The 14248-nt window shown below is 55.7% G+C and carries 11 protein-coding genes; 6 read left to right on the forward strand and 5 right to left on the reverse strand.

Features of this window, described 5'->3' with window-relative positions; translation table 11 throughout:
- Positions 1-129: 129 nt before the first annotated feature.
- Entirely contained in the window at positions 130-783 is a 654-nt protein-coding gene (gene aat, locus HG15A2_RS08865) for a leucyl/phenylalanyl-tRNA--protein transferase (RefSeq protein ID WP_145059767.1), read from the reverse strand.
- Positions 784-1000: 217 nt separating this feature from the next.
- Between aat and HG15A2_RS08870 the strand changes: the two genes are divergently transcribed.
- The 5 genes from HG15A2_RS08870 to greA all read left to right on the forward strand — a co-directional run bounded on the left by HG15A2_RS08870 (position 1001) and on the right by greA (position 7802).
- Positions 1001-2230 (forward strand): S1C family serine protease, encoded by a 1230-nt coding sequence (locus HG15A2_RS08870; RefSeq protein ID WP_145059768.1) that lies wholly within the window; start codon positions 1001-1003, stop codon positions 2228-2230.
- A 177-nt stretch (positions 2231-2407) separates the two neighbouring features.
- The gene (gene dnaG / locus HG15A2_RS08875; protein WP_145059770.1) at positions 2408-4321 is read left to right on the forward strand and encodes a DNA primase; all 1914 of its coding nucleotides are present in this window, start codon (positions 2408-2410) and stop codon (positions 4319-4321) included.
- Between the two features lie 94 nt (positions 4322-4415).
- Complete coding sequence (locus HG15A2_RS08880; RefSeq protein WP_145059772.1) at positions 4416-6212, forward strand: sigma-70 family RNA polymerase sigma factor; 1797 nt, start codon at positions 4416-4418, stop codon at positions 6210-6212.
- 225 nt (positions 6213-6437) lie between these two features.
- On the forward strand, positions 6438-7142 hold the full coding sequence (locus tag HG15A2_RS08885; protein WP_145059774.1) for a zinc ribbon domain-containing protein: 705 nt from the start codon (positions 6438-6440) through the stop codon (positions 7140-7142).
- Between the two features lie 180 nt (positions 7143-7322).
- A complete protein-coding gene (gene greA, locus HG15A2_RS08890) occupies positions 7323-7802 on the forward strand; it encodes a transcription elongation factor GreA (protein ID WP_145059775.1) in 480 nt (159 codons plus the stop codon).
- Positions 7803-7899: 97 nt separating this feature from the next.
- On the opposite strand, the gene HG15A2_RS08895 is transcribed toward greA, so the two are convergent.
- The 3 genes from HG15A2_RS08895 to HG15A2_RS08905 form a co-directional block, all read right to left on the reverse strand.
- The gene (locus HG15A2_RS08895) at positions 7900-8898 is read right to left on the reverse strand and encodes an aldose epimerase family protein (protein ID WP_218932425.1); all 999 of its coding nucleotides are present in this window, start codon (positions 8896-8898) and stop codon (positions 7900-7902) included.
- Positions 8899-9179: 281 nt separating this feature from the next.
- Entirely contained in the window at positions 9180-10700 is a 1521-nt protein-coding gene (locus tag HG15A2_RS08900) for a calcium-binding protein (protein WP_145059779.1), read from the reverse strand.
- 661 nt (positions 10701-11361) lie between these two features.
- Positions 11362-12426: an NAD(P)/FAD-dependent oxidoreductase gene (locus HG15A2_RS08905; protein WP_145059781.1), complete on the reverse strand. Its 1065-nt coding sequence runs from the start codon at positions 12424-12426 to the stop codon at positions 11362-11364.
- 194 nt (positions 12427-12620) lie between these two features.
- On the opposite strand from HG15A2_RS08905, the gene HG15A2_RS08910 reads away from it, so the two are divergent.
- The gene (locus tag HG15A2_RS08910; RefSeq protein WP_145059783.1) at positions 12621-13370 is read left to right on the forward strand and encodes a BON domain-containing protein; all 750 of its coding nucleotides are present in this window, start codon (positions 12621-12623) and stop codon (positions 13368-13370) included.
- Here the strand turns inward: HG15A2_RS08910 and HG15A2_RS08915 are convergent.
- Positions 13285-14208 (reverse strand): hypothetical protein, encoded by a 924-nt coding sequence (locus HG15A2_RS08915; RefSeq protein ID WP_145059785.1) that lies wholly within the window; start codon positions 14206-14208, stop codon positions 13285-13287. The genes HG15A2_RS08910 and HG15A2_RS08915 overlap by 86 nt on opposite strands.
- Positions 14209-14248: the final 40 nt, after the last annotated feature.

The raw sequence follows: 14248 nt of genomic DNA on the forward strand, positions 1-14248 counted from the left end.
GGGTGGCGTGCGTAACTTGTTGCCCTTGGATATCTTGTGCAGCTTGCTCAGTTTCAGAGTTGTTCCTAGGCGATCCTCACTGCCGAGTTCCAGCAAGGGTAGCAAGCTAACCATGCCACCCTCTGAATGCTACGAACAAAAGCTGACTGGCAAATCGACTAGCTGCTCTAATCGCTTAAGGTAGTCTCTTCGCGGCACTTCAATCGCGCCCAAACTACCCGTATGATCAGTCCATTGCTGAATGTCGAGCATCTGGTATCCACGTGCGTTGAGATGTTCGATCAGACGATAGAGGGCAACCTTCGACGCATCGCGAACCCGGTGGAACATGCTTTCCGCAGCGAACACACCACCCACAGCAACGCCATACACGCCGCCAGCCAACTCTCCCTCTTGCCAAACTTCCACGCTGTGAGCGTGACCCAATTTGTGCAAATGCACGTAAGCGGCAAGCATTTCCTCGGTGAGCCAAGTGCCGCCCTCGCGGCCGGGGCCTACGGAGCAGGCATGAATGACCTGCGCGAACGCTTTATCGACCGAATGCGTAAATTGATTGCTCTTGAGCCGCCTGCTGAGCCTACGAGAGACGTGCATGCCCTCCAGCGGCATGAGGGCCCGCGGATCGGGCGACCACCAGAGCATGGGGTCCTCAGCATACGTGGGCCAGGGAAAGATGCCGTGACGGTAGGCGTCCAGCAATCGATCGGGCGTCAGGTCCCCGCCGATACCTACGAGGCCATCAGGGGTTGCATCTGCAGGGTCTGGAAAGTACTTGGACGTCATAATCGTGTCAATTAGCGGCAGAGAACGTGGGAAACTGCACGATTCGTGCTAGTTTCGCATTTACTGCACGCCGCTACAAAATTGCTAGAATAGAAAATTGGAAGCATGGTGAGGCTGGTCGCGGTCATCAGGCCAGCAACAATTCTAACAAGACAAGCTCCAAGCGGAGCGCGCACCTTTTACAATCTCCCTCACAGCCGAGACAGGACTCACGGGTATGACGGACGAATCTCAACCTTTAGCAGTCACCCCTTTGAGTAGCACTACGAACACGCCTGTTGCTGAGCAAATAGGTGGACAACCGTTCGAGCGCCATTCATCAGGGGCCTATTCAGATATCAATGCCGAAGATCAGCAGCGTCTGGGGAGGCTGCTACGAGTGTTTTTTGGGCTCTCGATCTTGCTACTCTTGGGGTTTGTCGTGCCCTACTTTGCCGGTCGCGTTCAATACAGCATGACGGCCGCCAAAGAACGTGCCCAGTTGGACGTAGCGCGCGAGAATCTGCGAGATTTCAAACTTGGACAGCAGGTCGAGGCATACACGCTGCTCCCCCAAGCGGTGAAGCCAAGCGTCGTGAGCATTCGCACGCACCGTCGCACGCGACGGGGAAGTGGTAGCGGGCAGGGCTCTGGAGTTATCGTCGATGAGGAAGGCTACATCCTGACCAACGATCACGTGGTGCATGGTGTCGACTCCGTGGAAATCGAACTGAGCGATGGTCGAATTGGCTCGGCAAGTGTGGTGGGGGTCGATCCCGACTTTGATCTTGCCGTCCTAAAAACAGAACTCACCGGGCTGACGCCTGCCATTTGGGGTGATAGTGAAGCACTAGAAGTCGGCGAGCCGGTGTGGGCATTTGGTAGCCCGTTTGGTCTGCAGCAATCGGTTACATCGGGAATCGTGAGTGCCACAAAGCGGCGGGGCATCGTGCAAGGTCCCTACAACGAGTTCCTACAAACCGACGCCGCGGTGAATCCCGGCAACAGTGGCGGTCCGCTGGTGAATTCGCGTGCCGAAGTGGTGGGCATCAACAACATGATTTTCGGCGAGAGCTATCAAGGTATCAGCTTTGCAATTCCTAGCGAATTTGCCCGGGATACCTATGAGAAGTTGCGCCGTGATGGCTACGTAGAGCGAGGATTTCTCGGCGTTGAGCCCTCCAATGTGCCGGATCAAGCCGCTCGACTACTCGGTCTCGAAAGAGGTCAGGGTGTGTTAGTCTACAAGCTCACCAGGGACACGCCGGCATTTAACGCGGGTATGGAGTCGGGCGATGTGATCCTGAGTTGGAATGGTCAGCCTTACAACGATCCGACGCTACTCAGCCGAGCGATTGCGGCGACACCGATTGGCAATAAAGTACCAGTAGAAGTCCTTCGCAATAGTAACTCGGGTGCGAAAGAGCACACCTTGGAAGTTGTTGTTGGTACTCGGCCTCGAAGGTAGATACACCCTTGTTCCCACGCTCCTGCGTGGGAACGCAATGGTACGTCGCTCTGCGGCGCTGAACCCTTCGCACAACAAACCACTGTTTAGGATTCAGCGCCGCAGGAGCGGCTGGATAGTTCTTTCCCACGCAGGAGCGTGGGAACGAGGGTAGTGAATTGAAGAGAGATTCCACAAATGTCGTTAGCTGATATGCAGGATGCAAAAGAACAAGTTCGCCAGGCGGTCGACATTGTCGAGCTCGTAGGCGGATACTTGCAATTGCGCCGGCAAGGTCGGAACTTTGTGGGACTGTGCCCGTGGCATGATGATTCGCGTCCCAGCATGCAAGTGAATCCGGAACGGCAATCGTTCAAGTGTTGGGTATGCGATATCGGCGGCGATATTTTCACGTTCCTCATGCGGATCGAAGGCGTCGAGTTCCGCGAAGCGCTGGAAATGCTCGCCGAACGTGCCGGTGTAGAGCTCAGCCAACGGCCTGCCAACCAGTCGCCGACTGATAGTCAGTTCGAACGTAGCAATTTACTGAAGGCGCTTGCTTGGGCCGAGCAGCAGTTTCATCAGGCGCTGCTCAAGTCGCCCGCTGCGGAACCCGCCCGCAAGTACCTCGCTGATCGTGGCATCAACGACGAGAGCGTCGAGAAGTTTCACATCGGCTTTTCTCCGAACGAGTGGGAATGGCTTACCAAGCGTGGAGCGGCGGCCGGGTTCTCGCCGGCGGTGTTGGAACGCGTCGGGTGCGCCGGCAAGCGAGATAGCGGTGGATACTACGACCGGTTCCGTGGGAGATTGATGTTCTCGATTCGTGATGTGCGTTCGCGACCCATTGCGTTTGGCGGGCGCGTGTTGCCCGAATTCGCTGGCGAGCGTGATGCGAAGTACATCAACAGTCCGGAGACGCCGTTGTTCAGCAAGAGTCGCGAGCTTTACGCGCTGGATGTGGCTCGCGATGGTGTATCGCGCGAAGGCGAGGTTGTCGTCATGGAGGGTTACACCGACGTAATCATGGCGCACCAGCACGGCATCGACCATGCTGTCGCCGTGCTGGGAACCGCGTTGGGCGAGCAGCATGTGCCTTTGGTAAAGCGTTTTACCGATACGATTACGCTAGTACTCGACGGCGATGAAGCGGGCCAACGCCGCACGATGGACATCCTCGACAACCTGCTAGCACTCTTCATTAAATTTGAGATAGAATTAAAAGTTTTGGGGTTGCCTGAAGGGGCCGATCCATGTGATGTTGTTGTATCGCAAGGAAGCGACGCGTTTCGCGAGCTGCTCGCCAGTTCAAAAGACGCACTCACTCACAAAATGGATTTTGTGATGCAAACTTTGGCTCAACAATCTGGCGCGTCTTCGACGCATGACTCGGCGCAAGCCGTCGAGTCGATTCTCGCCACGCTCGCCCGCGCACTGCCCGGCGGGGTTAGCTCTACATCTTCGGCACTGGTTCGCGAACAGCAGATGGTCGGCCGCATTGCCCGCCAGTTTGGCCTTGCCGACGATACACTCCGCACACGCTTAAAAGCACTCCGTAAGAGTCAGGCGAAACCGCAAGCGACGCGGCCTACGCAATCGGCAATAGCGAATATGACTGATGACGAGGAAATGCCTGATGAATCGGCATTCTCCTCTGCCCCGGCCACGAAGCCCACGGCTTGGGACCAAGAATTGATCGAGCTGATCCTCTTGCAGCCAGAAGCGATGACGCTCATGAGCACGCAAGTGAGCGGCGACGATGCCACGAGTGAATCGGCCAAGGAAATTTTCCAGCTCGCTCGCGATCTGCATGAAGTGGGCATCTTACCGACTTACGAGCAGCTGATGCTCGCGACTGATGATGAACAAATCAAGAGTTTGCTCGTCGATTGTGACGAGCGCAATTCGTTGCGTGATACTAGCGATCCCCAGCTACGGCTGAGCGACCTATTCGCTACGGCCGCTCGTCGACGCGAGGAGGCGCGTCACCAGAATCAGTTGGCACAACTTCGCCAACATAAGCTCGACGATGACAGTGAAGACGAAGTCCTTAGAAAATTATTTGGAGACCTAGAACGCGGACAATCTGGTTCCTCGCCCACGGAAGGGTGAGAGGTTTGATTCGTGAACGTCCTTTGGCGAGCTCCCGCGCTCGTCATCGTGGCAAACTTCCATTTTGCACACGATGTGCAGAGAGGATTTAGTGATGACCCAGCAATCCCAAGCAGCCCCATCCAATAGTCAACTGTTGAAGAGCCAACTCCAGTCCCTTGGCAACCTGGCCAAGGAGCAAGGCTATCTTACTTACGATCAGACGAACGAATTTCTGCCAGACGAAGTGAACGACGCTCGTCACATGAATCTGCTGCTCGACTTGCTTGACGGGCAAAACATCAAGGTCGTGGACGACCCAAACTCTCCGATGAATTACAACTCAGAGAAGCCTGACGGCGAGCCTGAGGAAGAGCCCGAGCAACTCGCAGCCGCGGACATCCCCAAACTGACCGACGATCCGATTCGGATGTACCTGTCGCAGATGTGCAAGATCCCGCTCTTGGCCCGCGAGCAGGAAGTTCATCTCGCGAAGAAAATTGAGATTTCTCGCAAGCGTATGCGACGCAGCATCCTTCGCTCGTTCTATGCTTTGGAAGCCACTGTCGAAGTGCTTGAAAAGGTGCACGCCGGCGACTTGCCGTTTGATCGCACCATAAAAGTTTCACAGACCGAGCGCCTCACCAAGCCACAAGTTGCGGCTCGCATGCCGAACAACTTGAAGACACTTCGCTGGTTGATGCAACAGCAACGTCGTGACTTTGCAATCCTCACCGGCAAGCAGCTACCGCAGGAGCAAAAGAGCGAGGCACGCGAGCGTTACATGCGTCGCCGTCGCAAGATGCTTCGCTTGGTCGAAGAGCTGAGCCTACGGACTCGCCGCGTGCAACCGCTCATGGATGCTCTCTCGGAGATGTCCCGCCGCATGGACTTCTTGAAGAGCCAGCTCGATGAGCTCAAGGCAGAAGGTGCTACCGAAACTCGCACAAAGCCAGTCCGCGAAGAGCTCCAGAAGCTTATGGAAAAGACGCTCGAAACTCCCGCCAGCTTGCGGAACCGTTGCGAGTTTCTTAAGGCGGAACTGGAAGAGTTTGAGCGTGTAAAACGCGATCTCTCAGGCAGTAACCTGCGTTTGGTTGTTTCGATAGCTAAGAAGTATCGCAATCGCGGCATGAGCTTTCTCGACTTGATTCAGGAAGGCAACACGGGTCTGATGCGTGCGGTCGATAAGTACGAGTACCGTCGCGGTTTCAAATTCTCGACCTATGCCACTTGGTGGATTCGTCAAGCGATCACTCGTGCCATCGCCGACCAAGCCCGCACGATCCGCATTCCGGTTCACATGATTGACGTGCTCAGCAAATTGCAGCAAACCGCCAAGCGATTGCAGCACGAGCTGGGCCGCGTGCCCACGCACGAAGAGACGGCCATCGAAGCGGGCATTAGCCTCGAAGAAAGCCTGCACGTGCTTGATATTGGACGTACTCCCGTGAGTCTCGACCGCCCTGTGGGCGAGGGAGACGATTGCAGCTTTGGCGAATTCGTGGAAGACGCCCACGGTGACAACCCGTTGAATCTCGCCAACAATGGCCTGCTGCGGGACAAGATTAATGAACTACTGAAGACACTCACCTATCGCGAGCGCGAAATCGTGCGACTCCGCTACGGCTTGGCCGACGGGTACTGCTACACGCTCGAAGAGGTTGGACGGATTTTCAAGGTCACACGCGAACGGGTTCGTCAGATTGAGGCAAAGGCAGTCGCCAAGCTGCAAAACCCTGTGCGAAGCAGCGAACTTGCCGAGTACGTGGTGGATAGCCCCGTGATCGAGGAAGATGTCACCTGGGAAGAGCAGCCAGGCGATGTCGCCGGTGAGGTGCCCACGGAAGCGACCGTCGAAATGCCCAGCGAGCCTGTCCTCAACTTTGAGGAGTTTCCTGCAGCCGCCTAAAGTGGTACGCAAAAGCGAGATTAGTCACTATTTAAGACCCCGCAGCGCCTCAACGGGCTTTCCCGTTGGGGCTTTTTGCTGCGCCGCATTCAAGTGCCGGATCTCAGCAACGGCTTCTGGCGACGTTATTACCACGACCGCCTTCATACTCGGGAAATGCCCGCTACAATAAGGAATTCACCGAGACCCTACATTCGATCTCTTTCCCAAATGGAACCGTCAGCTATGGCAGTCACTGCCGAACTTTTGCGAGAATTGCATCGCATGCACCAACAGTTGGCCGATCTTCGGGAGCGGCTGGAACGTGGTCCGCGTCAGATTCGGGCTCGCGAGCTGAACGTGGAGAAATTCAATGAGCAACTGTCAGATGCTCAGACCACGATGCAGAAAACCAAGATGGCAGCCGATCAGAAGCAGTTAGACCTGCAAACGGGCGAGAACAAAATTGTAGACCTCGGGGCAAAGCTCAACACGAGTAGTAGCAACAAGGAATTTCACGCTCTGCAGGAACAAATTGCCGCATCGAAAATGGCAAACAGCGTATTGGAAGACGAAATCCTCGAATCGTTCGACAAAGTGGAACTGCTTAAGCAAGCGGTCGCAAAAGCACAGCATGAAGCGAACGCCGGGAAAGCTGAGCTAGAGAAGTCCCGCGAGAAGGTCGCCGCGGAAGCGGTGCTGATGAAGGCGGACATGACGCGACTCGAAGGAGAGTTGGCCGAGGCAGAAAAGGGCCTAACTGGCGATTTTCGCGAAGACTACAACCGCGTGATTCGCAGCAAAGGTGCCGACGGCATGTCCCTCGCCGACGGTCGCATTTGCACAGGCTGCGGGCAACAGATGACCCTCAATATGCATAACGACTTGCTGCTATCGAAACCCATTTTTTGTAAAGCTTGCGGTCGGATGTTGTATATCGGCGAAGAGTAGACCGAGGAAGAGGCTTTACACAGCAAGCCGTAGGCGAAATAATAGAGCATGAAAGCGACGGGTCTCCCACAGGGAGGCCCGTCTGTTTGTTTAGCCACGTTTCTCAGGCAGCGTTGACTAGATAACAACCAACTCAATCCAAATAAAGTCGCACAACCACAGCAACGCAGCGAGGCGAAGATGACTGACAGCACTCCGATGACCCGCAAGGGCTATGACAAACTCAAAGCAGAGCTTGCGCACATGGAAAATGAGCTTATGCCCGAGATTGAAAAGCGCATTGCTGAGGCGCGTGCCGAGGGTGATCTCAAAGAGAATGCAGAGTATCACGGTGCGCGCGAAAGCCAGGGGATGCTGCAAGCGAAGATCAACATGCTTAAGAGCAAGCTCTCGACCGCGGACATCATCGACATGTCCACCATGCCAAAAGACCAAGTGGTGTTCGGTGCGACTGTGAAGGTGAAGGATCTCGACTTCGGCGACACGGAAGAATTCACTTTTGTTGGCGCTGGCGAAGAGGATTATGACGAGGGGAAGATCCTCGTGACTAGCCCACTCGGCCAGGGCCTGCTAGGGAAGAAAGTCGGCGAAAAAGCGGTGATCGAAGTCCCAGCAGGCACGAATAATTTCGAGATCCTCGAAATCCACTTCGACGAGTAGTAGACCAGCTCTTCATGAAGGTTAGCCGTCGAGCTTGCTCGGCGCGTGTTAGCCGAAGGTGCCCCGCGCCGAATAAGTTTGGCGGTTTACGAATCTCTTACACGAATTTGTATTCGCACACGTGTTCGTAAGTTTCCCCCGGTTGCAGCAGGGTTGAGGGAAAGCTCGGCTGATTGGGCGTATCGGGGAAGTGCTGAGTCTCTAAGCACACTGCCGAGCGGTATTTGTACTGCTTACCACCTTTGCCGGTTTGGCCGTGCAAGCCGTTGCCGATGTAGAGCTGCACGCCCGGTTGATCGGTGCTCACCAGCATCCGACGAGCGGAGCTGGGATCGAACACCTCGGCAATTTCTCGCACCGAACCGGTTTGTCCGTTGAGTACATAATTATGATCGTACCCGCCGGCATCAGGTCCCGTGAGTGAGTCGAGACGAGTCCCAATGGTTTGCCGCTCGCGGAAATCAAATGGGGTGCCAGCGACCTCGGCGATTTCGCCCGTAGGAATCGCCTCTTCATCTACTACGGTGTAGTGGTCTGCGTTGATGCGGACCTCGTGGTCCAGTACGCTCTCTGTGCCGTGTCCCGCAAGATTGAAGTAGCTGTGATTCGTCAGGTTCACGTGCGTTGGCTTTGTCGTGGTGGCTCTGTATTCGACTCGGATAGCGTTGTCGTCTGTGAGTGTGTACACAACCGTGCAGTCGAGATCGCCAGGAAAGTTTTCCTCGCCATCGGGGCTTACGTAATGAAAGCGTACGCCCTTTCCATCGGGGCCATCAAATTCAGTGCCTGCCCACTCGACTTTATCGAGGCCGCGCTCGGGCCCGCCGTGCAGATGATTCTGACCTATATTGGTCGCCAGTTGGTACTCACGGCCCTCGATTGTGAACCGGCCTTTGGCGATCCGGTTTGCATAGCGGCCAGTCGTACAGCCAAAGTGCTGATTCGCCCCGGTAGCGTAGCCCGCTTCTTCGTCAAAGCCGAGCACGACATCGACGGTCTCGCCGTTGGCGTCGGGCACATGCCATTCTGCCAAAGTAGCCCCGCGGCTGATGAACTTTGCCCGCATGCCATTTGAGTTCTCAACGACGAATTCCATAGTCTTGCTCCGCGAATATTGTCTTCTTGATTGGCGAGAAGGCGAATTATCACGGAGCATTGAGAGATTGGCAACCAGCTATGTAGCGATAGGCTCGATTGATTAGAGTATCCAACTGTAGAATCGAGTTAGCTCGCATCTTCCCAATGCCGCTTCATCGCTCACCAACCGCGAAACTCGTCATCGGGACGATGCGGGCTAATAAGATGAAGGTTCGTCAAGAAAGCGAGAGACTCATTGCTGAGTCTCCCGCTTCGTCGATTCCTCGCTGAGCTTCTAGCTCACGGTCCTTCGAACACGATGTCCTCGGGGTCTTTCTCGACGCTATCATCGCCGTCGATGATAAGGAAATCGACTTCGCCATCGAGGGCGTCGATCTTATCGGCCCCCGGTCCGCCGAACAGGATATCGCTACCGGTACCGCCAACGAGCTTATCGTTGCCGATTCCGCCAAGGATAATGTCGTTGCCGCGACCCCCCAGCAACTCATCGTCTCCAGCACCGCCGTCGATCCAGTCGTTGCCTCCGGCGCCGAAGATCGTGTCGTTACCACGACCACCTCGAATGGCGTCATTCCCAGATCCACCGGAAATGCGATCGTTCCCACGACCTCCGATGATGCGATCTGCACCCAACATGCCGAGGATCGTATCGTTGCCACCGCGCCCGTAAATGAGGTCGTTTGCAGCAAAAGCAAGGTCCACAGCATTCACAGCAGCGACCTCAGCACCAGCGGTGGGCGCATCTTCGACGGGCTCGCCCTCGAGATCGATCGAGCGGAAGAGTGCGTCTGCGTTGGTGATATCTTCGCGAACGATCTCTCCGTTAATCTCCGGATCAGCGGGAGTCGTAGAAAGGTCGACCGGATCGCCGATCATCAGATCGTCTCCTTCACCGCCATCCATCCAGTCGGAACCACGACCGCCCAGCATGTAGTCACGCTGGTCGCCACCAGACATTCGGTCGTTACCACCGTTGCCGAGCAGGATGTCTACGCCAGCGCCGCCGCGGATGCTATCGCTAGCTTGTCCGCCGAGGGCCACGTCATTCCCGTCGCCTCCGGAAAGCGAATCCCGACCGCTGTTGACGTTCGCATAGCGGCGAGCGTAATCATGCAGCCCGGCATAGTCGTCGGGCACTTGGTTAGTACCATCGCCGAAGAGCCAGTCGTTGCCAGCATCACCGCTCAGTCGATCATTGCCGGAGCCGCCAGCCATGGCATCGTTGCCATCGCCGCCGCTCAACCGATCGTTGCCGGCTCCGCCGAGTAGGGCATCGTTACCGACCCCACCAGAGATGACATCCGCACCGAGACCACCCACAATCAGGTCGTTGCCAGCGCCGCCGCGGATGCGGTCTCGACCATTACCGCCGTCGATGCCGTCGTTCCCCGAACCACCCTGCACGCTATCGTTTCCGTCGCCGGCTCGGATGTGCGTCCACTGGTGCACTGAGGCGTCCATGCGGATCAGGTCGTTACCATCTCCACCAAAGACGACGATGCCGTCGATTTCGTCGCTGTTGTAAGTGCTTTCGTCACCGTTCACGACTACGTGCAGCCGATTGTTGTCATCGACAAAGGCGTTGATGCGATCGACTTCACTCGTTCCCTCCGCAACGACGATACTTGTCTGCGGATTCACGAGATCGATGTCGTCGAAGTTCGGCAAATCCACAATCGCTATATCGGCAGCCAAGAGGGTGCGCGACTCCAGCGATTCCATACGAGTTTGCCGACCGAACTTCAAAGATCGTTGCATCCTCTGCTTAAGTAATCTCTTTTGCTTTCTAGATTTCGACATTGCTAAGCTCCGTTCACAGTTGATGAGATGCCCCACTTCACTCGCTCGCTTTCGTTGGCGACTGACTGAGTGCGCACCTTCCACGCAAACGTGCAGGCACTTTTTCGAAACAAACGTCTTGAAACGAATGTTCGCGAGAGTGCTGCTCGTTTTGGAGCTTGGAACTCAACTCGACGTGACCGTTAGTGCGCACTTTGGGTGCGTACCGCGAGCGCAGTCAGTTCTTTTGCTTTTAGAAGATTTGCAATCCTTGCAATGCAACCTTTGCATTGAATAGCCAGTCGCCCCCGATTGGCCCTTACCCCGATCCGACCCTTAACCAAAAACACTCTAGGAAATAGGGTGTCCCAGTGCCAACGAGTAGTAGCGTCGCTGGCACCTTCGGTTGGCTCGAGCCCCCCGGCCCGATTCCGTACTTACTGCCTTTAGCTTGTGCCCCCCAGCACATCTGGCCTGCAGATGAAAGTGAGGTTGAAAAGACTATTCATCACCTTCAACTTGCAACGTAATTCACTCAACGAAAAGTGTAAAGCGAAATGTGACCAACAGTGCTGAGGAAGTGCTCAAGGGGCTTCGCCAACAGAGTAACTAAACACGAAGTTACGGATGAGGTTTCGCAGAAAGTGGGAATGCTTTCGATTCTGCGGACACAATCGTGTGTTTATCTGCCCTTGCCAGCTCCCTGGGCGATCTTATCGCCGATCATGGCAATTTTTTGATCCCGCAATCGCTTCTCATTTAGCCAGTACGGGCTGGTGATCTCCTTGAAGGCGTAGATCGCTGCCTGAATGCCTTCAGCCCACGCGACGGCTACGAGCTTAATATCGCCATGCACATCGCCTACCGCAAAGATGCCGCGACGGCTGGTTTCAAAGTAGGGGTCGATAGCAATGCTACCGTCGTCATTGAGCCGTAGGTCAAGCCTCTGAAAAGTTTCCTTTGCGGAAAGAAAACCGATTTGCACGATGACGTAGTCGGCAGTGAGTGAAGACTCGTTAGTCAGCTGTAGACGAATCAAACCCGCATTAAACTCGGCTGAGGCGATTTCCGTACCACAGTGGACGCGTCCGCCAGAAGCAATCAAGCGATCTACGGAATCGCTTTTTGCGATGGGTGTGTCTTCGCGAACGACGACATCGACTTCTGCTTTGCGGTCGCGCGCCATGACAGCGGCATCGAGAGCTGAGTCACCACCGCCGACAATGACTACTTGACTATCATCGTAGTCGCCGATTTTAGGGATCTTGTAGAACACGCTCTTGGACTGCAATGCATCGAGCACCGGTAGTTTTCTGGGAAAGTGCAACAGGCCGCAAGCGAGGATGACCTTTCTGCAGAGGTACTCGCTTTGTTTCGTGACGACTCGCTTGAGGAGGTCTTCCTTCTCGACTTGCTCGGTTTCTTCAACCGTGACCAATTCTTCGTTAAACCGGAACTGCACGAGTGCGTCCACGGCTTGGCGGTAGACACGGGAGGAGAGTTCTTCGCCACTAATGCCGTCGGGAAAGCCGGGGATATCTACGATCTTTTTGTCTGCGTAGAGGAACTGGGGCTGGCCGCCTGGTAGGTCCTTTGCTTCGATAACCAGTGTGGTGAGACCGCGGTGGGCAGTCGTGAGGCTGGCTGCTAGGCCAGCGGGGCCGGCTCCGATGATGACAACGTCCCAGTAGGGTAGGTTGCCGAAGTCGAGATTTTCGTCCAACTCGGTAACTTTGAAATCGGCCATGATGCGGTATGCTTCGCTGTGAGGGGGGATCTAAGAAGTGCAGGCGTTCGCTCTGAGTTTTAAGCGTGCTGCGGTCCCTCTGCAATGAGTAAGACCGACGAGAAAGTGAGAAGTTCTCGCACGATGCCGGGCAACTGAGTACAATGAAACGAGTTCTGTGGGCCACCTGTCACCGCGAATCAGTAGAGCTAATTATGCGAACTTGTCACAGCTTTTGGATGACCTTTGGCGTCCTTGCACTAATTTTCTCACCCGCAGGTGCGCAGGCCCAATTTGGACAGCAAAATAACTTTGGTGGGCAGCAGGGTGGCTTTGGGCAGGGAGGCTTTGGCGGCCAGGGAGGCTTTGGCGGACAAGGAGGATTTGGCCAGGGCGGATTTGGCCAAGGTGGCTTTGGTCAGCAAGGTGGCTTCGGCGGTCAGCAGGGGGCGGGTGGATTGCGAGGTGGGAATATCACTAGCCTTCGCAACAATCAGCAGGAACGCTTCAACAGCGACGGTTTCGTCGGTCGCGACGCGCAAGATGTGCGTAGCACTTTCGACCAACAGAGCAGGCAGCCCGATGCACGAACAATTGCTCGTGAGATTGAAGACCTTAATGATCTGCGGCGACAACGGCGACGCGATCGCAGGGATCGTGGGGAGCAAACGCCTGCCGTGCGAGTACGCCTTATAGCGGAGTTTGACTATGAGCTGCCAGCCGAAAGCCAAACGGAGTATTCCCTCAATGCGAGCCTCACACGCGGAGCAGTAGCACACCAAATACAGACGCCGAGTATGGAACTATCCGATGGCGTAGTAACCCTCCGTGGCATCGTCTGGACTGAGCGTCATCGCAAATTGGCAGAGCAATTGGCTGCTATCGAGCCGGGAGTGTCGCGCGTAGAGAATCTCTTAGAGGTTCAGCCCGCAGCGAACGCCGGCCCGGAGCTTTCAGCTCCGTAGTTGGGGCTGGTTGATCGGCAGTCGGCCTGGCCGGTTCATCGACCGGGGAATGCGCGGGCAACATCGCTGCTTGTCGAAGCGGTTTTGCCTGCTTGGCATTGGCCAGCTTGTCGCTCAGACCCTTGGGCACCTGGAAGGTAGCGGTATCGAAACGTTTCTTGGCTTCGCTCATTTGTGTCTCTTGTTCTAAGCTGTCGCCCTCCTTGTAGCTCGCGAGTTGGACGTCTTGAGATTGCTTTTCCTCGGCCAACATCGTTTTCTTAGGCTGCAGATCAGTACCAGGTAGCAGGTTCTTGGTGGGCTCGCCAATGACGAGCGCTCCATCAGCGGGCTCGAATCGCGTAATCAGCGTGATGTTCTTCCGTGGGCCGCCCACGTCATCCCACGGCAGCCACACGCTGTAGGCAGAACCAAGCTTCGTGGTGCTTTCGTGGCGGACGAACTGTTCTGGAGGGAAGATGAACCGCTTGGTGGGATGCGTCTCATGCTCTGCGCGATCGGTCTCGTCGAAGGCGTACACCACGAGTTGGCCCTCCACACGCACGGGAATATCAGATTCACGACTGAAGAACACAATCCGACCACCAAAGCCACGCTTCGGCTGAGCGCCCCCCGAATGATGTACAGCCTGCGTCCAGCTGCTCACCAATCGAATAGGTGTCTGCGGTGGTTCTGGTTTATCCGATTCCATTCCCACGGCTTTGCGAACGTCCCAGCCTTGGGCGAACTTCCACTCGTCGTTCTTGCCGCTTTTGCAACCGGTAGCGGCCAACATCGCACAGCTCACTAGAGCGAACAGAGCAGGCCTAAGGCAAGGATTGTGTTGTGCGAGTAACATTGTAAGTTCGCGTAGGGATTAGTTTGTGTGTGCCAGTAAG

Origin of the sequence: Adhaeretor mobilis (assembly GCF_007741515.1) — a bacterium.
Classification (GTDB): Bacteria; Planctomycetota; Planctomycetia; order Pirellulales; family Lacipirellulaceae; genus Adhaeretor; species Adhaeretor mobilis.